Here is a 25,797-nt window from a genome sequence, read left to right as displayed (position 1 = left end):
GAGATTCCTCACTACGTTCGGAATGACAAAAGGCTTTTATAAAATACACAAGAACACTAAATTAAGAAGAACTCATGAAGCAAAGTATAACATTAGGAAAAGTCACCAAATTTATGGGCTTAGGTTTTTTAGGAACGTTTAAAGACCTATTCACCGGGAAGCTGGAAAAGGAAGATTTTAAAAGCTTTCTACGAAAAATAGTCGTACCGATTGCTTCCGTGCTCTTATTTATTGGGCTGTGGCACATGGGCGCAAAGTCCTTGTACAACACAGAAGCAGAATTTAAAATAGAGAAAGCCCTGAATGATCAGGGGCCTGAGGCTGCCGAAGCAATGCGTGCATGCATCGCTTCGGGAGACATCAGTTGTCAGCCTAATACCTTGCCTTCACCGGCTCAGGTTTGGAAATCTTTTGAATCGCTTTTGCACGACCACCAGATTATCAGTGCGGACAAGGTGGCCTTCGCTGAAAAAACGGCGGCTCTTAACGAGAAGCGTATTGCCGAAGGAAAAGACCCAATTGTATATACAGGTAGGCCTTCATTCGTTGACCAAATTTTTAGAAGTTTGAAAACAGTATTTGCAGGATTCTTTTTGGCCTTTTTGATTGCTGTACCTTTAGGGATTTTTATCGGGTTGAGCCCGACTTTAAAGAGCGCATTCAACTGGTTTATCCAAATTTTTAAGCCGGTATCACCAGTAGTTTGGTACTTGCTAGTGTTTATGATCGTAAAAACGTTGTTGATTGATTCAAGTGAAGATAGCTCGTTTACCATTTCATTTATTAGTGTTGGTCTATGTTCTATGTGGGCCACATTGGTAAATACGTCCATGGGGGTGTCGTCTGTAGATAATGATTACATCAACGTTGCCAAGGTTTTAAAACTGGGGAATTTCCAAAAGGTGTTTAAAGTGGTATTGCCATCGTCTTTGCCTCTCATCTTTACGGGTCTAAAAATTACATTGTCTGTAGCCTGGATGGTATTGATTGCTATTGAATTGTTGGCGCAGAGTCCTGGTTTAGGATTGTTTGTTTGGGAGGAATTCCAAAATGGTGCAAACGACTCGAATGCAAAAATTATAGTTGCCATGTTTGTTATTGGTATCATCGGTTTCCTATTGGACCGTTTGATGTTAGCCATACAAAACTGGGTGTCTTTTGAAAAAACAGATGCGATATAATGATGTGGATTTGTTTATGCGTTGATTCGTTTAGAGTAGCTGAGCGAGTAAGTGTAAACAGTTAAACAGATAAACAAATAAACATTAGGAAAAATGGCATACTTAGAATTAAAAAATATTTACAAAACCTACGGAAAGGACGAGAACGCCACCGAGGTGCTATCTAACATTAATTTGGAGATAGAGGAGGGCGAGTTTGTGGCGATTGTAGGTTTTACTGGGAGTGGGAAAACGACGCTGGTAAACTTGATAAACGGATTATTGGAGCCTACTAAAGGCGAGGTGTTGTTTAAAGGGGAACCAGTCGTAGGTACGAGCCACGAACGTGGCGTGATTTTTCAGAACTATTCGCTGTTACCCTGGTTGACTGTCGGACAGAATGTGTACATGGCGGTGAAGGAAGCTTTCCCAAAGAAAAGCAAAAAAGAACTTAACGCGATTGTTGCCGAATATGTGGATATGGTGGGTTTAACGCCGGCCATCAATAAAAGACCGAAGGAACTTTCTGGAGGAATGCGGCAACGGGTGTCGGTGGCAAGGGCACTATCCATGAATCCTGAAATGATTATTATGGACGAGCCTTTAGGTGCTCTGGATGCCTTGACTCGCGGGACGCTACAGGATGAAATTTTAAACATCTGGAGCAAGCATAAACGTACCGCACTATTGATTACGAATGATGTGGATGAAGGGATTTATATGGCGGACAGGATTATTCCTTTACGACCTGGGCCGAATGCCACTTTGGGGCCTGAATTTAAAATTGATATTGAGCGTCCGCGTGACAAAACCGAAATGAACGATAACGAAAATTACAAGTCCACCAGAAATGCCATTATTGAGTATTTGATGGACATTGGGGCAGAGCGTAAAGCACAAGCTTCGGAAGAATTTGTGCTTCCAGATTTGGCGCCAAAGGATTTTGTAAACCAATTTAAATAAGTACCATGAGCACGATTATAACGGAAACATCAAAGACGGCACACAACGGCATATTTCCTTCAAACGAAGTGATGCTCGATTTAAAGGATTTGAAAAAGGTGTACCCAACGCCAAAAGGAGATTATGTGGTATTGGAGCACTTAAATCTTCAAATTAGAAAAGAAGAATTTGTAACTATTATTGGGCATTCAGGATGTGGAAAAACTACCATGTTGTCTATGATTGCCGGTTTAAACCCAATTTCGGGAGGAAATATTTCCGTATTAGGAAAACATATTAAAGGCCCAGGACCGGATAGAGGGGTGATATTCCAAGCACCGAGTTTGATGCCTTGGATGACGGCTTTGCAGAATGTATTGTTGGGGGTAAATCAGGTATTTCCCCATGCTACCAAAGCACAACGAAACGACATTGCAAAATACTACTTGCAAAAAGTAGGATTGGAAGATGCTTTTAACAAAAAAGCTTCTGATTTGTCACAAGGGATGCAACAGCGTGTGGGGATTGCAAGGGCTTTTGCCATAAAACCAAAAGTTTTATTGCTGGATGAGCCTTTTGGGATGTTGGATTCCTTAACGAGAGGAGAGTTGCAAGATATCCTAATTGAGATTTGGAATAAAGAAAAAATTACTGCGGTGATGATTACCCATGATGTGGACGAGGCGATATTTTTGGCTGATCGGGTAGTAATGATGACCAGTGGCCCTAGAGCAAAAATTGGTGATGTTTTAGAAATTGATTTTGAAAGGCCTCGAACAAGAAAATCCGTTTTGGAACATGACGACTATTATAAATACAGAAAACATTTAATAGACTTCCTAGAACACTAGGGAAAGAAAAATCAAAAAAGACATATTTATCTTAAAAAGGTTATGAAACATGAGAAATATCATAATCTAAGGGAGTGGACAGCCCTAAATTTGCCAACGAAATAGAGTGGCAATATCAAAAGTAATTAATTAAAACCCAAAATAATTCAAACTTAAAAACAAGGAAAAAATGAGAAAACAATATTTAATTTTAGGACTGTTGCTAGCGAGCCTACAATTTGCGCAAGCACAATTTTCGTTGAGTGGCGAGTTTAGGCCACGTTCGGAATACTTTGGAAACGGTGGTAACTTTACCGGAGGAAGCTTCCCGGCTCAAACAGCTATGGATTCTGACGAAGGCTTTCTGAGGACTTCTGTCCGAGCCGCTTTAAATGCAAAATACAAAGCAGAAACTTACACCGTTTATTTAGGCTTTCAAGAAGTGTTTGCTTTTGGAGATAGACCTCAAATTGCAACCAATGGTAATGGAAACTTTAGAGTACAAGAAGCGTGGGCAGATTTGAAATTAGGCGAAAATTCAAGCTTAAAAGTGGGACGTCAACCTTTGTCCTATGACGACCAAAGAATTTTAGGTGGTCTTGGTTGGGCGCAACAGGCAAGAACCCACGATGCAGCCGTGTATCAGCTTAAGAAAAATACTTTTACCTTATTGGTAGGTGGAGCATTAAATACCGCTGTGGATGAAATTTATAATACCGCCAATTTGTTTTCTTACAGGGATATGGTTTTTGTAAGAGCAAACAATAAAGGAGAAAAATTTAATATTTCATTCTTGGGAATGGTAAATACCTTCCAAAATGGTGGAGACAACAACCCTGCAACACCTCCAACTACGGACAGAAAAGCATCTCTAATTACTGCTGGTGTTCATATGGATTATAAAGCTGGTGATTTCTCATTGACTTCAAACCTTTTCTTGCAGGAAGGCGAAAGAGTTGGAGGGACTGACGTTAAAGGTGCTTACTTGGCAAGCTTAGGCGCGGCCTATAAGTTTAATGATGCCAATTCCCTTGGGTTGACTGTGGAACGTATCTCTGGTAGAAATAGCGAATCGGCGGCATTCTTTCCATTGTATGGTACCAATCACGCCTTTAATGGTTTGATAGATAGATTTTACGTTGGAAATCATGCTAATGCTGGAGGTTTAAATGATTTTCAGTTAACATACAAAACTAAGGTAGCCGGAGTTGGTGTTACTTTAGCGGGGCACTACTTCACTGAACAATCCGATGTTGACGGGTTGGCTGGAAATGATTTAGGTTCTGAAATAGATTTGGTATTGGCCAAAAAATTCAAGGAATTTAAGATAGTAGGAGGGTATTCCCACTTCTTTGAGCCAAGTGCTATTGCAGATATGCCTGGTGTAAAAAGTACTCAAAACTGGGCTTGGTTGATGTTGGTTATCAATCCTAAATTACTTTAGAATAGAAAATTATAAACTTATAAAAAATCCCCGATGACTTTCATCGGGGATTTTTTGTATAATATTTTTCGGATTAACTACATTTTCAATTGAATTATTTTTGTTTAATGTTTTTAAGGCCTGTTTCGAATTAGTTTGCAAGAGCTCAAATGTGTTTTTTTTGTATTGCCCTAATTGAATTTTAATATTTTTTTTATACATTTAGTTATGCTTACCTACAAACGTGTTTACAGAAGTTAATTTTCATGCTTGATTGTGTAAACGATTAATTTATAAATACCTTTTAAATGGCTAACTACAATTTTTCTGAAACACTTAAAGAGGCTATTCATATAGCACAATCCATTGCCAAAGAGTACTCTAATCAAAATTATTCCGCCGCTCATCTTCTAAAGGCATTGATGCACAAGAATATAGGGCTTTTGCAATATTTAGAAAGTATTGGTCAAGATGGCTATTATGTCGAAGAATGGGCAGAAGTTAGGTTGGAATCTTTCCCAAAAACCACTCGGATACCTGAAGCTCCCGAAGCTGATGATTCTATTGAAGCTGTTTTTTATGAAGCAGACAATATCAAATTGAAATTAGGTATAGAGGAAATTAATGAATTTTGTGTGCTTATCGCCCTGTCTACACCTGGAGTTGGTTTTAGTTTTGAAAAACTTAAATCGTTCCCGCTAACACCACAGGAATTAATTGATAATTTGGGGGTTTCGGAAAATGGAACGGCAAAGGTGCCTACAGTTTCAAAGCCAAAGGCTGTAGGAACAACAACCCTATCGCAGTATTGCATCGATAAAACATCAGGGGCAACAAATAATATTCTGACTACCATTTCCGGTCGTGAGTCTGAAATAAAAATGATTGGAGAGATTTTGGGAAGACGGTCAAAACCTAATGTACTTGTTCTTGGAGACCCTGGAGTTGGTAAAACCGTTTTGTTTAATGGATTGGCTTATGCATCGGTCAATGGAAACGTACCCGAGCATTTAAAAAGTGCACGGATTTACGAGTTGGATTTTATTAATTTGGTTTCTGGTGCTGGCTACAAGGGCGAAATTGAAGACCGTCTCAAAAAAGTAATTGCGGAAATTCAACAATTCCCCAAGGCCATTTTATTAATTGATGAAATAAATAACCTTACAGACAAGAACCAGGGAAATCAAGGATTGGCCAATTTACTGAAGTCGGAATTATCAAAAGGAGAACTTACTGTGATAGGCACTGCTACCAATGACACATTCAGAAAACACATAGAATCCGATAAGGGACTTTCGAGGCAGTTTGAAATCGTAAGGTTAATGGAGCCCAACGAGGACGAGGCTTACCGTATGATAAAGGATACAGTTTCGTATTATACCGACCATCACAATTTGACTATTGATTCCGATACCATTCAGGAAGCTATTCGTTTGGCAAAGCGTTATAATAAGGAGCGCAGTTTGCCTGATTCTGCAATTGATTTGATAGATAGAACCATGTCCGCAGCCAAATACATGGCCGAAACTTCCGAGAACGAAATTAATACTATAAAAGAAAACTTAGCACTTTTGAAAGAAGACAAAGAGTTTTCGGAAGAGGAACTTTTAAAAGAACAGGTTTGGGAATATTCCCTAATGAAGAACAGGTTGAGTTATTTGTTATTTGACGAATTGGGGGATGACAATCACTTTGAAAAAGTAACAAGCCCCGAAGAAGGTTTTAAGGCTTTGGATACTATTTTGTCCCAATTATTGGAAATTGCTTCAAAAGAAAAAACGGGCATCAATAAAAATGATGTAGCTTCAACCATAGCGAATAAAACAGGAATTCCAACAGGTAAACTGCAAGCTGACGAAAAGGAACGCCTGCTGAATATGGAATCTGTGCTACAACAGCGCGTGATAGGCCAAGACCATGCCATTGGTGTAATTACGGCTGCCGTTTTAGAGTCAAGATCTGGTTTGAGCAAACCGGGACTCCCAATTGGGTCCTTTTTCTTTTCTGGGCCAACAGGGACTGGTAAAACGGAGTTGGCAAAATCCTTGGCAGAGTTTTTATTTCAGGACGAAAACGCAATTCTTCGTTTTGATATGTCTGAGTTTAAAGAAGAACATTCTGCGGCTTTATTATATGGTGCACCCCCGGGATATGTCGGTTACGAAGAAGGTGGCGTTTTAGTAAATAAAATTCGCCAAAAGCCTTATTCAATCGTATTATTTGATGAAATAGAGAAAGCGCATCCTTCGGTGTTCGATATTTTTCTTCAAATTTTGGATGAAGGAAAATTGCATGATCGTTTGGGCAAAGAAGGCGATTTTTCAAATGCTGTTATTCTGTTTACCTCAAATATTGGAAGTGCCCATATTGTGGAGTCTTTCGATAAAGGTATCATTCCAAAGTCGAATGATTTATTGGAGATAATGGGTAATTATTTCCGACCAGAATTTTTGGGAAGACTAACCGAAATCATTCCATTTGCTCCGATTACAAAGGAAAACATCGTAAAAATATTCAAAATACAACTTAAAGGTTTGTATAAAGCATTGCAAAAACAGGATATCACTTTGAATATATCAGAAGAGGCAATGGTTTATCTTGCGGAAAAAGGATTTACCCCAAAATACGGGGCAAGACCACTTCGTGGGGTAATTCGAAATGACTTGAGGTCGCCATTATCGCGCATGATTATATCGGGAGAGCTCACAAAAGGAGCAAAAGTCAATTTGGATATTGATGCCCAAAAAGAATTACAGTGGCAGTACGAATAATTGCTTGTAAATAAAATTTGCTTATATTTATTAATTAAACTGGATGTTTTCGATTTGAAAGATTCATGTTCAAAGAATTAAAAAACAAAAATTATGGATACTTACGGATTAGGAGGTACAGAAGTAAAAACCGATGCTAACGAAGCGATACAGGAAATACCTCAAAATAGAACGTTATTTGTGGAAAAGCTAACTCAGGACCAGCCCATAAAGCCGGAGGTAGTCACTGGGTTAAAAACTATTGAAGAAGTTTTTGAGCATTACAAGCCCGAAGTAGAAGTGGAGTTTGAAGATGCCGAAGGGGTAGGGCGAAAGGAGAATCTAAGCTTCAGTAACTTGGGTGATTACGGAGGTAAAGGTATTACTCAACAAAGCGCTTTTCTGCAAGGACTGAATACCGAAAAAGATCAATATCTAAAAATAGTAAAACAGCTAAAAACCAATAAAATTTTAAAAACGGCCTTAGAGAGTCCCGAGGCCAAAGAATCTTTATTGGAAGCAATTAGAGCTTTATTAACCGAACTAGAAGAAAACAAATAAGTATGTCAGCATCACCGCAAAAACAAGAGCAATTTTCGCCAGTTGAAAACCCTGCTCAGTATCTTAAAGAGAATAGCGAAAAACTAGCTAAATTCGGAGGTTTTGATTTATTGGAATCCTGTTTGGAGGGTGTACAAAATATGAACCCCGATCGCAAGGCCAGAAAGCGGATTTTCTTAACAGAACAAGCAAAAAAGGGGGAAAGAGATACTTTAAAGAAAGTATTGGAAATATGGTCTTCCGTTTTATCCAGTTCGGATAATATTCCAGAAATGGTCGATGCCTCGGAGAAAAAATCTGAAGAAGCCGCCGAGTTATTGAAGAAAAACCTGAAAAAGGCTTTAGATGAAACCAGTGATTTAGAGCGGTCGTACCGATCCATGGCACTGTTTTACAAAAATAGTGAGTCGGATAAGTTGAAGAATATTTCTATTATGAATGCCGAACTGGAGCAGTTAAAGGATTTGGACAATACGCGATTTATCGATGCCGTTTCTGAAGAACTTAAAGCCACTTATGACAGATTGGATTTAAGGGAAAATTATGGTTTGCTAGTGCTTCCTGGATACTTAGGTTCCAATAAGGTTGTAGAAAAATGGGCTAAAATAGCACACGAAAATAAGGCTATGTTAGTTACTGATTTCGAACATTTGGACGAGCCAGATGACGTTATGGAAATGTTTGAGGCGGCCAATTTAACTAGTGGCGATAAGTACAAATCCAATGTGATTATGGCCTGTAATTGGCTTGTGGGAAGAAGTAAAATTGATGAAGTAGGGGAAGAAGATGATGTATTTGTACCACCTTCCAGTGCCTTGGCCGGGAAAATATACCAAACTTTGATGTCTCAGGTTACTGCTGGTAAAAAGTTTGGTGGTATTAATGAGATTGATGGCGTAAAATTTGACCTTAAGAAAAGTGAAATTGCGCATTTGGAAAAAATGGGCTTGGTGCCTATGGTGAACGAATACGGAAAGGTCATGGCATTTTCGGCAAAAACACTTTTTAACGGAGACAATTTAGGACTGCAAACCTATTCCGTAGTAAGGGTATTTGATTATGTGACCAAGGTGCTTATGGATTTCTTAAACCGGCGTGCGTTTGAGAACTTTAATGCTAAAACCAGAAAAGAATTGATGGGTCAGATTGTCAAATTTCTGGACAGTATTACCGGGCCAGATAAACTAATTGAAGATTTTGCCATTAAAAGATTTGAACAGGATCCAAAACAAAAAGATCGCGTGTTCCTTGATATTCACATGAAGCCTTACTTTCCTGCCAAAAACTTTATGATCAAAATGGATGGACAAAAAGGAGATGACGGTACGGAATGGGATGCGGATTATGAGCAGCAGTAGTTTTAACTGTTCGTAGGCTTTTCGCATAGTTAAGTTCCGCAGGTCTTTATGGGTTGTTATTATTAGGTGCAATGATTAATTTAAGAAATGGAGATACATTGCCGTCTGTGGCATTGATTCAGGCCATGCTGAATGCTACTTCTGACGGAGCCATACTTGATGTTGATGGCATATTTGGGAATAACACCCGTAATCGGGTTAAGGCTTTTCAGGAATTCAACAATATTGTTGGCACCGGAATTTTGGATGAACAAACTTGGAGCTGTTTGAACTCTCGGTTTAGGCAACAGTATCAGATTCGTGATATTGTCGATATGTCGGATGAAGCCATTCTATCCATAGCAAGGGATCGCTTGTCTGAACTTGGGCAAGTGCCGATTACTTTGCAAAATACAAGTGGTGGTGTTTACAGAATCGTGTCGGAACTAAGCCGTGCCGGCATTTCAAATCAAAATCTATATATTCTCAGGTTGCAAGCCCATGGTAATAGTGGGTCTATTGCCGTTTCTTATGGTACTGGTTGCCATGTGTATTATGGTATGATAAATCAGGAGTTTAATAATGATTGGCAAGCCTGTGGCATGGCAAGACAAAATGCATCCCAGGCCCAATTGGATTCTGTAAGTGATGTAATTAGTAGGTCTAGTTTGTCCAGTTCCGCATTGCTTTTGCCGGATGTAAGGAGCGCCTTGGCACCATTGAGAAATATGTTTAGCCCTTACGGTGTTATAGAATTGCACGGATGCCAAGTAGGTCGTGGGCAAAGGGGAGAGCAGTTTTTACAAGATTTGTCTAATTTTTTGGGCGTTCCGGCTGTGGCATCAAAAGCCAAGCAATATGCAGAACGGCCAATTCGATTTAGAGGGCGTAAGGTGGTTAAATATCCCAGCGGCTATTCCGCAAGAAGTTGGGCGGATTCTAGGCCAGTTTTACAAGGTGTTTCTAATCTGATGAGTTAGTCTATTCTATTATATGCTTCTTTTCTTCCAAAACCTTTTAATGCCCAAAAGTAGGGCCAAAGCAATTAAGAGATATAATCCATAATTGGCCAAAAAGGAATCTGCGCTACTTTTTAGAAGATACGGGTTATTGGCCTCATATTTTACTTTTAGGGTGTCGCCCACATTTTTAAACGTGCCAAGAAGCGGTAAATGTAAAATACGCACTTTGCTTGTCAGTTGCTCTCCGTTTTGGGTAGAATACGTAACTGTTGCCATTGCTGAGGAGCGTCTGCCACTAATACTGGTTTCAATATTTGTAATAGTAGCTGTAGTCTCAATTAAATTCGATTCATCTTGGGCAAGCAAGTTTATGGGGCCGAAGATTATGAAAAATAAAAGAAATAGATAGACTTTCATAGGTTTGAAATATCTTATCAAGATATGGAATATATTGTGAATTGTCTTAAAAATTTGTGCTTTTTGATATAATATAAACGAGGGAATACTCAAATAACAAGAGGTACTATAAATACGGGAATAAATATTTTAGTCTACTCTCAAGTCTCTTGTAGCCTATGCCTTAATTATGATTCTCTGCTTTTAAACAGTACATAATTAAAAGAGATGGTCTTTATGCATTGCTCTATTGTTGCTTACTCATGACCGCCACTAGTTGCAAACTAGCGGTAGCAGGGGGTATTATATCAATTCAGGAACATTGTATTTTGGCTTCAGCCTATTATTGTTTTCATTTTTTATAATATCCCACAAATTGCTGTATTTTGGTTTGAAATTAAAACATATCCATCCGTCATTGTTCCTTAGATGTTTTTTGCAATTTTGTACATTTTTATATAATTCTTCATATGGTAAAAATGTTAAGTTATTAGTCTCAAATGCCGATACATAAAAAATTACTAACCATGACCATTCAGGGTTCTTACTTATTTCCAACATAGCCCTGATGATTAAGGAGTAATCAAATTTGGGGTTTTTGCTGATATAATCTGCTAACAGAAAACCTACGCTATCCGTGTCTGTAGGCATGTAAACATATTCAGTTCTAATCTCATACGAATTAGTGCCAATTAACAAATTGACCAATTCGTTTTCTTTGACAGCTTTTTCTACTAATTTTTTTTTAAAGTTATTCATAAAACTTTGGTTATTACAAGCTGATCAGTAGGCACGGGGTCTATTACAGCTTCAGATATTCCACCAGACGTTTTTCCTCCAGGCACAAATAATTCATTTGCTCCTGAGTTATTAGAATCAGGTAATCTCATATTATGGTTTTTAGGATTGTCAATATCTATTTTATACAACCCTCCTTTATTTTGCCAATTACCATCTGGTATTCCAAGGCCTTTTTCTACGATTGATATGTCACCATTGGCTTTTTTTAATAAGTTATTAATTTGGTTAGTAGGAGCGACGAATTGCCCATCGGGTCGACCAACTATAGATGAGTTTTTTATAAATTTCTCATAAACTTCTCCAGTAACAATAAAGGACGCCCCATTATCGAAATCTGAGCTTATTGTACAGTCACTTAGTCCTAATAAATCAACTCTAGAGTTTGTATCTTTTGTATAGGAGTATAAATTCGGATTATTTCCATGTAATCCAATAGGGTCTTTAGAAATATAAATCCCATAATCGGCAGAATAATACCGAAACCGATTATAATACAACCCTGTTTCAACATCCTCATACTGCCCTTGATACCTAAACGGACAATCCCCCAAAGCGCCTTTTGCAAGTTTACGTATTTTGCCGTAAATATCATACTCGGCTTCCCAAGTCTTTTCGCCTTCGGTATTGTACATAGCAACTGGTGTGCCAAGGTAATCCGTAATAATGGAGTAGGTGCCGTTTTTCGTTATTTTGGCGGCTGGTTTAAAGGTGCCTTCGTCAAATACCCAGGTAATAAGGTCGGCAATGGGCTCCGGTTTGTCCTTTTCTACAAAGCCGTCTTCGTTTACTACCAGTTTCGGTCGCTCCTGTAATTGATACTGCCACTCATGTAAGGGTACGTTACCATCCCAAATAAATCGGGTAATACTATCACTTGTTGCCCCCCGAGAGGACTTGGCTATTTTTGCAGTGCGCCTGCCTAGGGCATCATACTCAAAACTAATAGTCTGGTGGTCTGGTTTGGAAACCTGCTTCAACATACCATTGCCATACCATTGGTATTCCCAATTGCCTTTCGGACTTATTTTTGTTATTAAATTGCCTTCAGCGTCATATTTATAGGTATTGCCATTGGCTTTTTGTAACTGCCCTCCCTTGCCATAGGTGCGGTCATTTTGCCCTTTGTTGCGATAAAGGTTGCCCACCTCGTCAGGCAATTTATAGTCCATTTGTTGGTCTTCGTAGCGGGCGGAGGCCAAATTCCCAAAATCGTCATAACCGTAGCTAACCACACTATTTGTTAGTTGATTGACCATTTTATGCAATTGGTCATTAACATTCCAAGCGTAGGTGCGGTGCCTGATGTCTTTATTTCTTCTTTGTATTTTTTGTGAAATGGGTCGGCCAGCAAAATCATAGGAAAAGCTATTGGTAATCCCACCAGGCAACGCACGTTCAATTTCCTGCCCTAAACTATTATAGGCGAATTTTGCAGACCAATTATTTGTTTTACCATTCGTTTCCGCAGTGGCAGAAACGCCATCAACTAGTCCCAATTGGTTATGGGTCAGGTCAATTTTTGCACCTAGTGAACTGCTTATTTGGGTTCGGTTATTTAGGGAGTTGTATGTACTTTCTACTTTATATCCATCTTGAATCTCCTTAATAACACGCCCTGCATCATCCCGCACAAGTTCAACGTGGGTATCTTGATTGATAGCCTCAATCAATTGACCATTCCGGTTGTAACTGTAGGTTTCCCATGTACCGTCATAATGTTCAGCCCTTGTAATATTGCCGTTACTATCATATTCATATTCCGTAAACCGCTCGTTGGGCCGATTTACCCTTAATACCTTACCGGCCAGATCTCTAAAATATTTTCTGTGCAATCCGTCAAACCCTGTTTCATGCACTATGGCCCCATTGGCGTCTCTGCCAAAAAGGTAGGATTCCTTGTGTTCGTTGGTAATGGCCATGAGGTGCTCTTCGGTATTGTACTCAAAAAACACCTTTCTCCCATTTTCCTCGCGCATTTTTAGACTGCCCAATGGTGTATATTCAAAATTGATATGACGCTTTTTGGAGTCAACCGTACTGATGACTTCATCATAAGCGTTATAATTCAGGTTTATAGTATTCTTGTCTGCTTGTTGAATTTTATGAATCCGATCCAATGCATCATAGAAGAAACTTTGTTTATGATTATCTGAATTGATAATGCGTGTGCATCGCCCCCATTCATCGTATTGCCAATTGGATATGGCACCATTCGGCAAAGTCATTTTGCTTAGGTTGAAATCTCTATCGTACTCCAAATAGGTTTCATGACCTGCATCGTTTCTGAGACTTTCAATTAAACCGAGCTTATTATATTCAAAGGACGTTACCGCACCACTGGCTGACATGGTAGCATGTAATTTATTGTCTTTGTAAATGCGGGAGGTAGAGTCACCTTCCGGATATTTGGTGAGGATCAATCTATCGGCTTCATCATAAACAAAACTCGTAATACTGCCATCGGGCTGATGTATTTCGGCTAGATTACCCCTGTCGTCATAACTATACCCTGTAATGTTGCCCTCTTCATCAATATCCCTATAGGGCTCCATGAATTCAGTAAATTCATGGAATATGGTTCCTCCAAGGGGATTGGTTTCTTGGGTGCAAAGGTTGTTTTCGTCAAAGTAATAATGCGTTTCTTGCCCCAATGAATTGGTTACAATATTATGCTGTTTGCCATATTGAATGCTTCCAGAGAGTATCCCGCCATCTCCCCATGTTTTAACACATCTTGCTCCAGTGGTTTTGCCGTCGTATTCCCAATAGAAGGCTTGGCCATTTCTATCGGTTTTTTTGACCATTAAATGGTTGTCGTATTCCATTTTGGTGGTCTGGCCTAGAGCATCTGCTATACCTATCAAGTCTCCTAAGGCATTATACGAATACTTTACCAAGGTTCTCTTTTTCGTGTTGTGGGTGACATTAATTTCCACCACACGGTCGTTATCATCTAAGAGCAAATTTATCTTTCTACCCGCGGTATCAATTATTTGTTCCAATTGATAGGACATATTGTGCCTAAACTCAATTGAGACCCCATCAGAATTACTTAAATATTGTGGTTTATACAGAGTCTCAGAAACCTTTCTAAAAGTATAGGTAAGATTTGAATTGTGGTCTTTTACGGTATAGGTGTTGCGGTCAATAAAGGTTAGGGTCAGTTTTTCAGAGCGATGGTAAAACGTTTCATTTTTCGTAATTATAAGAGGAAAAGCAGCTGCCCTGCCATCGGGTAACATCATAATGATAGCATCTTCCTTTTCTTCAATATGAAGTGCGACATCATAATTATTATGACAACCGTATCCCATCAATCCTTCATATTCCGAATCGGAATACCAACTTCGTTTCCATGTAATCGGGATAATTCCCGGGAGGGTAAAGTCTTCTCCATTGTAAACCATCCTGCCCGTAATTAAATCCACTGGCTCAAATCCCATCTTGCAGAATTTTTCGCTAAGACCTTTTGTACATTTGAATTTTTTGAGCACACCATGGTTTAAAGCCTTAAGCCCTTTTGCCAAACCTTTGCCAACACCTTTCATTATAGCTCCAAAGCCATAGGACATGACCAGCCCCATAACCATACCCATTAAATCTGGCGCATAAGGGCCACCTACCATAACGGGCATGCCACCTGGGACAGGTATAGTAGATGATGATGGCAAATATAAACTTGGCACCGGTTTCATCTTTTTACCAGGTGCCAAGGACAAGGGCATGCCAACATCATTACAGGTCATGGTCATATATCCAGCTGGGGACATATAGGAACCTTCGGCCCTGACTTTTGTACTGCCGAAAAAATTCATGGAGTCGTGGCCAATATTTGGCATCATCACAAAAGGCCCACCCATTGGTATATGTTTTACGGTACCAAGCATTCCAGAGGTACCGCTGTTGCCTCTAGGTGTTCCATTAATATTTATGGTAGAACCTACAAATGGGATATAGTCGGCAGGATCCATTACCATCCCAATAAATGGATGTGGGATAGGTGTAGGAACACCTGGCGGAATAGTGACAATATGAATATCAATTCCAATAACAGGTGTAAAATGTTTGTTTGCCAACATCATAATTTAAAACCAACCAGATATTGAAAATTTCTTTTTCTCCAAGGCCTTACGTTGTGTCTCCACATCAGCCTTCCAATTTTCGCCTTCTAGATCGAACATAAATTGATTTATTTCCAGACAGGTATCGGATTCTTTTGTTCCATCCAAAATATTGTAATAGTCCGCCGCTATAAATCCCATGCTAGTAGATTTCAGAGTATCCTTGTCAAGCTTAATCCCATTCTTGTATGCCTTTTCAACAATCAATTTATAGCGTTCCTTGTCCAGTTTTTTAATGGAGCTGTAGGCCATCCACCAGGCATTTAAGGATTGTTGGGGGTAGCCTATTTCGTTTGCCGTATCTGCTTGCTTACAGAAGAGGTTTGTTGCCTCTTCATATTTTTTCTGTAATTGTTTCGAGCTGGCCTGAAAGCCGTAGTATTGAATAATTAAGGATTTACAAACATCGTCCCCTGCTTTTAGGCCTTGTTTGGCCAATGCTAAGCCTTTCATGAGCAAGGTATCCACTAATTCAAATTCTTTGAAATTGAACAACATTGCAGCATATATAATATGAGCAGTGGAATACATGCTTTTGATACCTGTTTTCTGAGTTATTAACAGCCCTTTTTCTCCCCATTTTTGAAGCTCAGTCATATTCTTGTTTTTCACACATTTTGACATTTTTAGTATGCATTGTCTAAACTGTATTTCGGGGTCATTTGGGTCTCCGGAATTTGCTAGTTTACTTACGGCTCCCTCTAGGTCTAATGGCACTGCCAACGACCTTGAACTTATTTCATATTTATCACATAAATAGTCGAAATAACGTTCGTTAGCATGATCAAAAATCATTAACCTATTATTTGGAGGGATTCCCTGCTTTAAAATGGAGTGCAACCATTTAGAGTAGGCTTTGGTGTCTTCAACGGTATAGGGGAAAAGTGCTAATGTGAATGGTCTGTTTTCTGGTAGGGAATTTTGAAAGGAGGTAATCATCTTGACCAATAACTGATTGTTAGAGTCGCTATTATCGGTCAATTGCTGTTCGAAAGCATCTACATCCCAATTGGATGTGTTTTTTTTTTCGTCGGACTGATTTGTAGTGGCTTGGTATTCACGGTATGCTTTCGCCCATTCTGAAATAATTTGTTTACTATGATGTTCAATAGATGAAAAAGGAGTCAATAAGACCAATAACATATCTGGAATATTGCCATGAGGAGTGGATTCCAACTTTAAAAAACCTTCATATAGTTTAGATTGTTCAGGTTTAATGATCCACCTGACAAGATTGATATCCTGGTGAGGGCTGATTTCACTATTCCATGTTTGCTGGATTTTAGAAACTAATAACGCTATGGGATTATGCTCATTGCTCATCACAAATGTTTAACAATTTAGATTAAGCAGTCCTCCTTTAACATTGGTCGTGGCTTTACCATTAACATCAACAGTAGTGCCTTCCAACTTCAGCCCAATATCTGCTTTTGAAGCTACATTAGGAGCATTTATGTCAATTTTGACACTATCTTTAATGGTTACACCAACGGCTCCTTCAATTAGCACATCTTTGCCAGATACTACAGAAGCCTTGTCAGATGAAGTCATCTCAATTTTCTTGCCTGAGGTAATCAAAGTATCTTCGGAAGAAGACGTACTAACCTCTTTTCCGGCTGTAACCATTAGCGATTCAGCTGCGGTGATAACAATATCTCCACTACCATCCATCACAATAGAACTCCCCGCTTTATCCTGAATGGTAATGCTACCATCTTCATCATTAATCTTAAACAGTGCACCGCTTTTGCCTTGCAAAATTTTCATATAATTATTGCTATTGGAACTGCCTTCAGGGGGCGTGGCATCGGAATTAAATAAGCCACCCATAGCATAAGGGCATTCGGCATTGCCGCCCTCAAAATCTACCATTACCTCGTCATCGATTTCTGGTATAAAAAAGAAACCTTGTCCCGGGGAGGCACTAGGGGCGAGGTACCTGATCCATGGGGTAGTTAAGCCATCCGGTTGTTGCCAAGGCAATTGGACTTTTATACGCCCCATACCTTCTGGATCGTGGTTTTCTATAACTTTGGCCGTCTGGCTATAGGCTATTGGAAATGCATTTACATTGGTTTTTGGGTAAGTATCAATGTTGACCGAAATTGCCTCAAAGTAATTTTCATAATCCCCGGTTCCCGAATAGGCGTGGGTAACCCTTATCACCCGATAAACTTCATTTGATATCTTAATGGTTGAAGCCAACATAACACCTGGATTATCCGAAGTGCCTGAAACCTTTATTTGATTAGACTGCAGGGATTCCTGTTGTAGCTTCATTAAGCTATCTATGCGGTTTTTAGATTCGGAATCGTCGGATATGTTTATCCATACTTGGGTAGGTTTTGTAAAAATCTCTTTGGCCTTATCGTTTACCACCCCAAAGCTTCCTTCTGAACTAGTGGAAGCTGATGATGAATCCGATAGATGGATGTTGTTCGTGAGGTAGTCGTTAGTGTAATAATTAAAATTTTGAGGCATTGGCGTAAGGGAGGTGTTGAAGTCCATTAAATCCCTGCCAAGTACCAAATTGAGTTCATCACTATCTTTGTCAATACCAAAAACCAGTTCTTCGCCATTGTAATAAATCCATTCCCCATTTCTGGCTGCCATTCGCTTTGCAAAATTGAAACAGCTTTCGTTGTATTGAACGGTATAGGATAACGGTTCGGATAATTTAGAGTTACTGGTGTTGATTTCTAGTTTTGACTTGTCATATCCATTGAAGTTCTCTTCCATGATATCGACAAAGCTCATATCTGTATATGAAGTATTGTGAGGCCCGTCATCTGCCAGTATTGTTGGGCTTGTTGCTTTAATAATAACAAAGTCGCCTTCACTGGAATTCAGTCCTTTTCTGTAGCTTAAACCTGTAATTATCCCTTTGAATTTGAGCTCTCCATGAAAATCAATATCTGCATAGGATTTGGTTTCAATGGTTATTACGGCACCTAATAAATCATCTATTTCCTGACTATTGGAATTACAAAAATTTTGAATAGTCTCAAGCATGCAATGGACTTCCATCATATGATGTTCACCAATTTCCTGAAACAGACTACAGTTTGTATAATAATTGAGCCTGCTTCCGTTTATGAGTATATCGGTTTTAGATAAAATAGCCATTGCTAAACAGATTTATATTAGTTGGTTATGCACTTTCTATGGCCGGATTAACGTACACGGTTGAATCCAGTTCAAGTGTTTCAACAGCCAGAACAAGGCTGGTTACCATTGGGCTTGTGTTGCTACTCTCGAAGGTTTCGTTATAATTAATGCAGAAAGCACCTGTAAACTTAAGTGTTCGGGAGCTGGCCATGGCATCTCTTTTATAAAAAACAATTTCGCCATCCTTCTGTTCATAATCCAGAATGCTCCACTCATAAAACCCTGAATTGCCTACGGACTCTAAAGTGATGCTCAAATGGCTAATCACAGGGCGACCGGAGGGCCTTGCAGCGCCGTGGTGGACAGCCTGGGAAACACTAAAAGAAAAAGACAGCACATTATATTCGTTGTCTTCAATGGTAAGTTTTGCTAAAAAGGACATGGCTACATCGTGTATTAATGTTAGTTAACTGCTGGAAAGAGAAATAAAAGGAACGCCAGAGAGAAAAACCGCTCCTTTATATTTTTCTATTCTTAAATATGACTATACCCATTCATTAACATGCTCGCCATTCCCAATTCCAATGGTCTTGGAGGATATTACAAAGCTTTCGGACATTGGGTTGGCTCCAGATGCATCAAAATTTTCCTGATAGTGGATCATGTAAGCTTCGGTAAATTTTAGTTCTTTTGCAGTAGCTTCAGTGTCTCTTTTTAGGAAAACAATTGAACCGTCTTTCCGTTCAAAATTGTTAAACATCCAATCCGATAAAGACGTGTCGGAAGTAGATTCAACGGTTATACTAATTTTTCCTCCTCGAGTTACTGATGACGGTCTGCCGGTAACATCGGTTTCCTGGAACAATTCGTAGCTGCAGTTCAATACATTGTACTCTTCACCGCCTACTTTAAAGATTGCTTTGAATGACATAATAAATAAGAATTTAGTTAATAAATATGATTTTTCGAATAGGTATAATTACCTAAGAAACAGGAATTACAACTGTTTACAATTCCGTTTCGGCACTAATTTTATAAAAGAACAATTTGTTCTTTAAAGGTCAAATTGCCTTAATTTATACTGCGCAACGATGATATAAATAAGAATGAAAACTGTTTAAGGCACCCGTTTACAAACTATAACATCATTTTCTTTAATATTATTATTACTAATGGTCTTTGCATAGTCAATATGCTTGATTTGCGCCAACCAATTTGGTTTAAAAAAGAATATCCATTCATGTGGTTGCATCGTACTTTTGTCCAAAAATTCAATGGTACTTTCAGGATGTCTTTCATTATAATCGTTGATAAAAAAGTAAAATAGCTTACCAAAATCCATGTTTTCCGGAGCCTTTATTCTAAAGTTGACAATGTCCCTGTCTTCCGATGTTTTTTGGAATTCCAAACTTATAACGGCCGGATTGGTCAGCTCATTCTTAGTAGGGTCTTTTATTTTTTTGCCCAATGGGTAAACCCATTTACTATATATGGGTACGGGTATTTTGAAGGCAAACTCATAAAGCTTACTGAATAAAAAAGGAACAAAGAAAAATATACTAGAACCTAAAAACAAAATGCTAAAGGCGGGGCGGAAACGGTCTACAACGTTCATGTAGGCTATCAGGCCAATAAGTAGCACAATAATGGTAAATAAAAACTCATAAAAAAATGAGGTTTTGTCTTTCTTTAAATCTGGGAAATATTTATCCATCACGAACAAATGGAGGACACCCAACATAAAGAACAATATTTGCATGCCGATAAAACTACTTAGAGGTGTATCGTTTAAGACTTTGCTCGAACTTAACAAAGCTGTAAGCGCAAAAGTCACCAAGATAAAAAGGAGGTAAAGGATAGCTTGCTTTTTGTTCTTTGCAAAAATCTGCCGGATTCTTTTTACAACGCCAAAAAGTATTGAGCTAACTAGGAAAAAGCCAAAACTTAGCTTAAATACATTTCCATTTATCATATTTGCTACCAGATTCATAAGCTCTCGAAACGTTAGATTTGAGTGGTTAAACCCATAATTGGTTCACGTTCATTATTCAAGGTGAACCCTGTTTTATTATTAATTAATAAATGTGTCTTTATTTCAAATTCCAACGGCATAAAATAGTCACAAAAGACATTTATAAAATTCAAAATCCCATCCTTCTTCGTATAATCGTCAATAGTATTCTCCTCTATTAAGCCTATCTCTATTTCAAGTAAGGATGCATAAATACTATCTGAAGTTTCAGAAAGCGTGAAATTCTCACCTAAGGTGCTAAACGATTTTTCTTTTCTGTTTTGTCTTGTTTTTTTTAAAACATTTTTTCTCCTAATTGTAACTTTCTTATTTAGAATGTTTTCCAAGCATAATTTGGTCAATTCTAGATCGCCAGCAATTTTGTAACTGAAAGGTAGTAATTTTATTAATTTTATGACGTATTTTGACGGAATATTTTTACCAATATTCCAAAATTTAATCAAAAAGTCGTCAGAAAGGTTTAAAAAATCGTTTATCAGCACCTCTTCGTTAATGGTGTTGTTGAGCTTTTGCAAGAAGAATTCATTCTCAAAAGGGGCAAAAAAGTGCCGAGCTTCCTGTTCTTCCAATTTGTACTTTTTTCTTAACGAGGCATAGTCTCTTTCTCCTTTGCTGGTGTCCTGGGAGTGGAAAAGGCCTTCGGGCAACCTGTCGTACAAACCGTTTCTGCTGAGGTTTAAGTTTAAAATACCGTCATCAGTATTGCCTATATCAATAATATCCCGTCTATGGGGCCGGCTAAATGTACTTTTTGTATGTACCACAAATTCGTCCTTGGCCATACTGGAATTTTTAAGCAATTCTGAAACAATAACCTCAGCCTTAAGGTCATGATACACCGAAACCAATTCTTCAAATATTTCTTCTAGTTCTTTGGTGCTCATACTCTTGGTATAATTTATTTGCCGTTATTGTCCGTTCTTCTTCCAGCCCTTATATATAAATTTTTCCAGTGCCTATGTTTTAAGCTGCTAATTTTAACACCACTATTTCCTGTATCTTTTTTATAGGAGGTGGAATGAACAAATTTGTCATTATTCAGGTAAACACCAACATGTGTAATATTTTGTCTGGAGGAGCCGAAAAATAGTAAATCGCCTTCTTCTAAATAGTTTTTATCCCCAAAGTCATTAGTGTTATCAGACTCATACTGCCTTTGTGCTATTCTCTCTAAGTAAATACCATAAACTTCGTTGAATAGACGTTGGGTAAATGAGGAGCAGTCTATACCTGATTCCGTTTCACCTGACAATGAATAAGGGGTTCCTATCCATTTTTCAATAAACTCGTAAAGTAACAGATTGGTAATCTCTGACGGCTCAACACCCAAAATTTTCCCGTATTTTTCCTGTAAAGCCACATAGTTAGATGCCGTAGTCTTAGCAACAGGGAGGATTTCCTTTTCAGGTTCAACAACGGGTTGCTCCTCAATTTTTGGCTCAGGAGCTTTGTGTTTATCCTTCTTCTTTTTTAACTTTTCAAGTTTTTTTCTTTCTTTGTCGCGGCGCTTTCTTTCTTTTTTGGTGATTTCCATAAAAACGACGCCTAGATCAGTACGTTTATCCTTAACTTCGAACTCATTCCAATCTACATCTTCGTAACCTTCTTTTCTGATGGCAATAAACCATCTGCCTTCGGGAACTATTCCGCCGAATTGAAATTTCCCACTCAGGTCAGTAGTTCTTACAAAGTGATTACCGTTAATGTCAATAGTAACCGTTGCATTTAAAATTGGATTGTTACTGCCTTTTTCACCAATAATACCATCAACCGAGTTTTGCGAAATCAGAGTACCATTAATTGCAAAAAAACAAAGTAACAACAGAATCTTTTTTATGCTTATTTTCATAGATAGACTAAATTTTTTTAATAAAATATTTAATATTTCCCAAAAATATCCAACAAATGGACTTAGGTCATTATTATGCATATTTACGATTTTATCTTCTTTATACCGTAATTTTATTGTTACTAAACCTTTTTTTTCGTTAATTGGAAGTTTAAAAAGGAAGGATGAATATATAAATATTCTTCCAATTGTAAAATTAATTCGTATGTATGGTCAAAGACAACTATAAATTGCCACTGAAACCGTCTTACCTTTTTAAAAAACAAGAGCATCCAAAATGTGGGCTTAAAGAGTCCATTGCGCATTTTATTCATTTATTAAACACTTCCTATTTTGGAGAATGTCGTTTTGATGAGTCCTTTGGTTGTTCAATTTGGGAACTGGATTTTGACAATCTTAAAAGCGGTACAAAGCTTAGGACTTTGATAAAGGCTTCTTTGGAGAGTTCTTTAAAAAAGCACGAAGCTAGGCTTACAAGAATTAGCGTTGATGTAAAAATCAAGCAGGAAGAAATTGAAGGGGCAAAGTCTGTGAACCGAATAAAAAAGCGTATCGACCTATTGATTAAAGGGAAAATAAAAAAGACAAATGAGGACTTTTCGTATATTGAATATTTTTATATCGGCCCATTGTCCTATTAACTAAAGCCTAAATGAAAACAGAATCGTTTGAACAGATAAAAAATAGAATGGTTAAAAAAGCCGCTTCTATTTGGGGAGTAGCACCTAACGAAATTGAAACGTCTTTTGACCCGGTTGTTAGTTTGCTTGTTTCTGCCTGTGCTTCGGAGATTTTGAATATTGAGGCAGAGCTCAACGATTCTCAAAATAGGATTACTGAAAAGTTGGTGAGCTTGATGACGCCCGAAACGGCTATTGGGGTGAAGCCTGCGCACGCCATTCTTTATGCAGAAACTATTGATACTACAGTTACCGTGAAGCCCGAATATTTGTTTTATTACAAAAAGAGGGTGACCCAAAAAAATGCCAGTGTTAGGCGAAAGAATATTTTTTTCTCGCCGGTTCAAGATTTTAAACTAATTAATGCTAAAATTGGTTATTTGGCCACTGGCAACTCTTTTTTTCAAATTAATGATAAGAAGGAAAAAGTATCGTTAATGAAAAGAAATGCAAAAGCAGGTGCGTTGCCTCATTCAACTATTTATTTAGGGCTAATAGGTGGATTTAATAAGATTGATTTAGATAAGGTCTCTTTTTATTTTGAACTCACGGATGTGGACAATAAATCGTTATTCTTTCACTATCTAAAACATTCGGAATGGTTTGTTGGCGACCAAAGAATTACCAGTAAACCAGGGTTTTCAGGTGCAAAACATGGAGATACCATAAATTTAAAATCTATTTTTAAAAACGATTCCAATAAGATTTTCAATATCACCAGCCAAACCTTAAATTTTTACGAACAACACTACATTACCCTTGAAAAGCACAATTCGAAACTAAAGAAAAGTTCGTGCAAGGAAATGGATGAGTTTACGGATTTGCACGGCATTGATCTCCCCGGACCAGTAACGTGGATAAAAGTGGTTTTTCCAAGTGTGATACCCAATAGTACATTGGCAAATCTTTTCTGTTCGCTTAATGCTTTCCCCGTATTAAATAGGGAACTGAATTCGCTTACCTATCAAATGCGACAGTATATCAATATACTCCCGCTAAAAACAGATGATCATTTTTTGGACATTAAGTCCATTGAAAACACCAATGGAGAGACTTATATCAGAAAATCAAAAAGTGTAAAACGTTCTGGGAAAGGTACGTTTTCGATTAGGGACAACAACGTAGGGAAGTTGGATAACAGAACTGCGAGTGAATACCTTACTTATCTTATAGAGCTTTTAAAGGACGAGAGCGCCTCATTTTCGGCAATGAACAATGATTTTTTGCAGACGAATCTTAATAATTTGAACCAGCTTATTTCTTTATTGGAAAAAAGGGTGTCCTCGTCTTCCAAGCATCAAACTGAAACTACATATGTTCTTCTGGACCCATTCAGAAAAAAGGAAAGTTTGCTTGTTGATTATTGGACAACTAACGGAGAAGAGGCTAATAACATTAAATCGGGTAGTAATATAGATGTGTACAGGGCAATAGGGATTAAGCAAAAAGGCAGTTATCTGATGACCACTACTTTTGATGGGAAAGACGATTTGACCATGGACGAAAGGCTCAACGCCTATAGGAGGTCATTATTATCTCGCGACCGAGTGGTTACCAAAGAGGATGTCAAGGCACTATGTTATGAAATCTACAACGATAAAATAAAGAATGTCAATGTTAAAAAAGGTTTTACCAATAGTGTAGACCTTAAAAAGGGATTTGTTCAATGTATAGATATCGAGCTATATCCAAAAGGTAATGTAGATGTAGAGACTAATGAGTGGCAATCCTTGTGTAGCAATTTGCTGATGCATCTTGAAAAAAAATCGTTAAACATCTACCCATATAAAATAAAAGTAGTAAATTAAAATCTTAAATTTCATATAAATAGTATTAAAAGTTTAGAATTATGAATTTTAATGGGAATACGTCTAACCACCTCGACAAGAAGGTAATCTATGTTTTCTTAGCTACTTTTCTGGTTTCTATTACTGTGTTTGCACTTAGGTATGCTAGTTACAGCCCCTGCGTAATTGTTGATTTTGATATTAAAGCAAATGAATACGTTACAGGAGGTCTAATTAAGTTTAAGGATAATACCGAGGGTGCCGACAGTTGGTTATGGGATTTCGGGGATGAATCTATATCCTCAACAGAACAGGATCCAATCCATAATTATAGCGACCCTGGCGAGTACACCATAAAATTGTTGGTGAACAATTCTTGTGAATTCTCGAAACAAATTGTAATTAAGAAAAAGAAGGAGATAAAAAACGAAGCAAAGTTTCCTATATTCAATATTCCAAAGAACATCAGGGTAGGTCAAACCTTGTGGGTGGAAGATGAAAGCGACCATGGTAAAACCTGGGAATGGCATTTTGGGGAAACGCCAAGTGCCGGTGCGTTTACGAAAAAAGCAAAATATGTTTATCAAAAGCCAGGTAAATGGATTGTTTCCCTTGTTGTAAATGGTGATTTGGAACATATCGCTACCAGGGAAATAGAAGTTTTTCCTAAAAAGAGGAGAAGAGAGATAATTGATGAAATTCCCGATAGACCATCGGCACCACCATTAGTGCCTAAGTCAAGTGCAATTGATGATAAGCCTGTGGTAGAAAAAACGGTTCCATTTATCTCACACCCAAAGTTTCGTGAACTAATTATGAAGGTGTCCGAGGAAGGTTTGCCAGCCAATACCTTTAGAGACTATTTTTGTGGGAATCTTGATACACCGGTTATTGTGAATGGAGAGGAGACTACCTTTTTGATCTTGTGCGAAAAGATAAAGGGAAAAAAGATAAAAAAAATAAGGAGCTTAGAACTTTTTAGGAACAAAGGCTCTAATTGCATAGTAAAGCTTACTATAAGTTATAAAAAATCTGGTTGGTTTTAAAAAGCTATTTAT

General features: G+C 38.1%; 21 protein-coding genes. 11 read left to right on the top strand and 10 right to left on the bottom strand.

What is annotated here, in order from left to right; translation table 11 throughout:
* Positions 1–74: 74 nt before the first annotated feature.
* The 8 genes from ACFSR8_RS08810 (at position 75) to ACFSR8_RS08775 (ending at position 9,983) form a co-directional block, all read left to right on the top strand.
* Entirely contained in the window at positions 75–1,181 is a 1,107-nt protein-coding gene (locus ACFSR8_RS08810) for an ABC transporter permease (RefSeq protein ID WP_380291129.1), read from the top strand.
* A gap of 93 nt (positions 1,182–1,274) precedes the next feature.
* On the top strand, positions 1,275–2,123 hold the full coding sequence (locus ACFSR8_RS08805) for an ABC transporter ATP-binding protein (RefSeq protein ID WP_380291127.1): 849 nt from the start codon (positions 1,275–1,277) through the stop codon (positions 2,121–2,123).
* Positions 2,124–2,128: 5 nt separating this feature from the next.
* On the top strand, positions 2,129–2,953 hold the full coding sequence (locus ACFSR8_RS08800; protein WP_380291125.1) for an ABC transporter ATP-binding protein: 825 nt from the start codon (positions 2,129–2,131) through the stop codon (positions 2,951–2,953).
* A 169-nt stretch (positions 2,954–3,122) separates the two neighbouring features.
* A complete protein-coding gene (locus ACFSR8_RS08795) occupies positions 3,123–4,376 on the top strand; it encodes a hypothetical protein (RefSeq protein WP_380291123.1) in 1,254 nt (417 codons plus the stop codon).
* Between the two features lie 287 nt (positions 4,377–4,663).
* A complete protein-coding gene (locus ACFSR8_RS08790; RefSeq protein WP_380291121.1) occupies positions 4,664–7,126 on the top strand; it encodes an ATP-dependent Clp protease ATP-binding subunit in 2,463 nt (820 codons plus the stop codon).
* 93 nt (positions 7,127–7,219) lie between these two features.
* Positions 7,220–7,666 carry a hypothetical protein gene (locus tag ACFSR8_RS08785; protein WP_380291119.1) on the top strand — a complete coding sequence of 149 codons (447 nt, stop codon included), beginning with the start codon at positions 7,220–7,222 and terminating at the stop codon, positions 7,664–7,666.
* Between the two features lie 2 nt (positions 7,667–7,668).
* Positions 7,669–9,024: a DUF5458 family protein gene (locus ACFSR8_RS08780; RefSeq protein ID WP_380291117.1), complete on the top strand. Its 1,356-nt coding sequence runs from the start codon at positions 7,669–7,671 to the stop codon at positions 9,022–9,024.
* 71 nt (positions 9,025–9,095) lie between these two features.
* On the top strand, positions 9,096–9,983 hold the full coding sequence (locus ACFSR8_RS08775) for a peptidoglycan-binding protein (protein WP_380291115.1): 888 nt from the start codon (positions 9,096–9,098) through the stop codon (positions 9,981–9,983).
* Between the two features lie 9 nt (positions 9,984–9,992).
* On the opposite strand, the gene ACFSR8_RS08770 is transcribed toward ACFSR8_RS08775, so the two are convergent.
* The 10 genes from ACFSR8_RS08770 to ACFSR8_RS08725 form a co-directional block, all read right to left on the bottom strand.
* On the bottom strand, positions 9,993–10,382 hold the full coding sequence (locus tag ACFSR8_RS08770; RefSeq protein WP_380291113.1) for a hypothetical protein: 390 nt from the start codon (positions 10,380–10,382) through the stop codon (positions 9,993–9,995).
* A gap of 282 nt (positions 10,383–10,664) precedes the next feature.
* Positions 10,665–11,120, bottom strand: a complete 456-nt coding sequence (locus ACFSR8_RS08765; protein ID WP_380291111.1) for a hypothetical protein — start codon at positions 11,118–11,120, stop codon at positions 10,665–10,667.
* Entirely contained in the window at positions 11,117–15,244 is a 4,128-nt protein-coding gene (locus ACFSR8_RS08760) for a DUF6531 domain-containing protein (protein ID WP_380291109.1), read from the bottom strand. Before ACFSR8_RS08760 ends, ACFSR8_RS08765 begins: the two co-directional genes overlap by 4 nt.
* Positions 15,245–15,247: 3 nt before the next feature.
* Positions 15,248–16,606, bottom strand: coding sequence for a hypothetical protein (locus ACFSR8_RS08755; protein ID WP_380291107.1), 1,359 nt, complete (start codon positions 16,604–16,606; stop codon positions 15,248–15,250).
* Between the two features lie 9 nt (positions 16,607–16,615).
* Positions 16,616–18,409: a type VI secretion system Vgr family protein gene (locus ACFSR8_RS08750; RefSeq protein WP_380291105.1), complete on the bottom strand. Its 1,794-nt coding sequence runs from the start codon at positions 18,407–18,409 to the stop codon at positions 16,616–16,618.
* Between the two features lie 25 nt (positions 18,410–18,434).
* Entirely contained in the window at positions 18,435–18,833 is a 399-nt protein-coding gene (gene tssD, locus ACFSR8_RS08745; RefSeq protein WP_380291103.1) for a type VI secretion system tube protein TssD, read from the bottom strand.
* 102 nt (positions 18,834–18,935) lie between these two features.
* Positions 18,936–19,322 (bottom strand): type VI secretion system tube protein TssD, encoded by a 387-nt coding sequence (tssD, locus tag ACFSR8_RS08740; protein WP_380291101.1) that lies wholly within the window; start codon positions 19,320–19,322, stop codon positions 18,936–18,938.
* Positions 19,323–19,508: 186 nt separating this feature from the next.
* A complete protein-coding gene (locus ACFSR8_RS08735) occupies positions 19,509–20,381 on the bottom strand; it encodes a TssN family type VI secretion system protein (protein WP_380291099.1) in 873 nt (290 codons plus the stop codon).
* A 14-nt stretch (positions 20,382–20,395) separates the two neighbouring features.
* The gene (locus tag ACFSR8_RS08730) at positions 20,396–21,307 is read right to left on the bottom strand and encodes a hypothetical protein (RefSeq protein ID WP_380291097.1); all 912 of its coding nucleotides are present in this window, start codon (positions 21,305–21,307) and stop codon (positions 20,396–20,398) included.
* A 14-nt stretch (positions 21,308–21,321) separates the two neighbouring features.
* Complete coding sequence (locus tag ACFSR8_RS08725; protein ID WP_380291095.1) at positions 21,322–22,272, bottom strand: NlpC/P60 family protein; 951 nt, start codon at positions 22,270–22,272, stop codon at positions 21,322–21,324.
* A 209-nt stretch (positions 22,273–22,481) separates the two neighbouring features.
* On the opposite strand from ACFSR8_RS08725, the gene ACFSR8_RS08720 reads away from it, so the two are divergent.
* The 3 genes from ACFSR8_RS08720 to ACFSR8_RS08710 are packed head-to-tail and all read left to right on the top strand — an operon-like array spanning position 22,482 to position 25,785.
* A complete protein-coding gene (locus tag ACFSR8_RS08720) occupies positions 22,482–22,913 on the top strand; it encodes a GPW/gp25 family protein (RefSeq protein ID WP_380291093.1) in 432 nt (143 codons plus the stop codon).
* A gap of 11 nt (positions 22,914–22,924) precedes the next feature.
* Positions 22,925–24,760, top strand: coding sequence for a type VI secretion system baseplate subunit TssF (locus tag ACFSR8_RS08715; RefSeq protein WP_380291091.1), 1,836 nt, complete (start codon positions 22,925–22,927; stop codon positions 24,758–24,760).
* Between the two features lie 41 nt (positions 24,761–24,801).
* The gene (locus tag ACFSR8_RS08710; RefSeq protein ID WP_380291089.1) at positions 24,802–25,785 is read left to right on the top strand and encodes a PKD domain-containing protein; all 984 of its coding nucleotides are present in this window, start codon (positions 24,802–24,804) and stop codon (positions 25,783–25,785) included.
* The last annotated feature ends 12 nt before the right edge of the window (positions 25,786–25,797 follow it).

The organism is Hyunsoonleella rubra, assembly GCF_042684665.1.
Taxonomy (GTDB): domain Bacteria; phylum Bacteroidota; class Bacteroidia; order Flavobacteriales; family Flavobacteriaceae; genus Jejuia; species Jejuia rubra.
The sequence above is the reverse complement of the archived record's forward strand: the minus strand, read 5'-3'. Positions and strand labels throughout refer to the sequence as shown.

What these genes read in the sequence shown, in the direction of transcription:
- ACFSR8_RS08810 (WP_380291129.1), top strand. Translation starts at nt 75, where the DNA reads ATGAAGCAAAGTATAACATTAGGAAAAGTCACCAAATTTATGGGCTTA.
- ACFSR8_RS08760 (WP_380291109.1), bottom strand. Translation starts at nt 15,244, where the DNA reads ATGATGTTGGCAAACAAACATTTTACACCTGTTATTGGAATTGATATT.
- ACFSR8_RS08735 (WP_380291099.1), bottom strand. Translation starts at nt 20,381, where the DNA reads ATGAATCTGGTAGCAAATATGATAAATGGAAATGTATTTAAGCTAAGT.
- ACFSR8_RS08755 (WP_380291107.1), bottom strand. Translation starts at nt 16,606, where the DNA reads ATGAGCAATGAGCATAATCCCATAGCGTTATTAGTTTCTAAAATCCAG.
- ACFSR8_RS08795 (WP_380291123.1), top strand. Translation starts at nt 3,123, where the DNA reads ATGAGAAAACAATATTTAATTTTAGGACTGTTGCTAGCGAGCCTACAA.
- ACFSR8_RS08785 (WP_380291119.1), top strand. Translation starts at nt 7,220, where the DNA reads ATGGATACTTACGGATTAGGAGGTACAGAAGTAAAAACCGATGCTAAC.
- ACFSR8_RS08710 (WP_380291089.1), top strand. Translation starts at nt 24,802, where the DNA reads ATGAATTTTAATGGGAATACGTCTAACCACCTCGACAAGAAGGTAATC.
- ACFSR8_RS08765 (WP_380291111.1), bottom strand. Translation starts at nt 11,120, where the DNA reads ATGAATAACTTTAAAAAAAAATTAGTAGAAAAAGCTGTCAAAGAAAAC.
- ACFSR8_RS08725 (WP_380291095.1), bottom strand. Translation starts at nt 22,272, where the DNA reads ATGAAAATAAGCATAAAAAAGATTCTGTTGTTACTTTGTTTTTTTGCA.
- ACFSR8_RS08730 (WP_380291097.1), bottom strand. Translation starts at nt 21,307, where the DNA reads ATGAGCACCAAAGAACTAGAAGAAATATTTGAAGAATTGGTTTCGGTG.
- ACFSR8_RS08805 (WP_380291127.1), top strand. Translation starts at nt 1,275, where the DNA reads ATGGCATACTTAGAATTAAAAAATATTTACAAAACCTACGGAAAGGAC.
- ACFSR8_RS08780 (WP_380291117.1), top strand. Translation starts at nt 7,669, where the DNA reads ATGTCAGCATCACCGCAAAAACAAGAGCAATTTTCGCCAGTTGAAAAC.
- ACFSR8_RS08720 (WP_380291093.1), top strand. Translation starts at nt 22,482, where the DNA reads ATGGTCAAAGACAACTATAAATTGCCACTGAAACCGTCTTACCTTTTT.
- ACFSR8_RS08800 (WP_380291125.1), top strand. Translation starts at nt 2,129, where the DNA reads ATGAGCACGATTATAACGGAAACATCAAAGACGGCACACAACGGCATA.
- ACFSR8_RS08770 (WP_380291113.1), bottom strand. Translation starts at nt 10,382, where the DNA reads ATGAAAGTCTATCTATTTCTTTTATTTTTCATAATCTTCGGCCCCATA.
- tssD (WP_380291103.1), bottom strand. Translation starts at nt 18,833, where the DNA reads ATGTCCTTTTTAGCAAAACTTACCATTGAAGACAACGAATATAATGTG.
- ACFSR8_RS08775 (WP_380291115.1), top strand. Translation starts at nt 9,096, where the DNA reads ATGATTAATTTAAGAAATGGAGATACATTGCCGTCTGTGGCATTGATT.
- ACFSR8_RS08715 (WP_380291091.1), top strand. Translation starts at nt 22,925, where the DNA reads ATGAAAACAGAATCGTTTGAACAGATAAAAAATAGAATGGTTAAAAAA.
- tssD (WP_380291101.1), bottom strand. Translation starts at nt 19,322, where the DNA reads ATGTCATTCAAAGCAATCTTTAAAGTAGGCGGTGAAGAGTACAATGTA.
- ACFSR8_RS08750 (WP_380291105.1), bottom strand. Translation starts at nt 18,409, where the DNA reads ATGGCTATTTTATCTAAAACCGATATACTCATAAACGGAAGCAGGCTC.
- ACFSR8_RS08790 (WP_380291121.1), top strand. Translation starts at nt 4,664, where the DNA reads ATGGCTAACTACAATTTTTCTGAAACACTTAAAGAGGCTATTCATATA.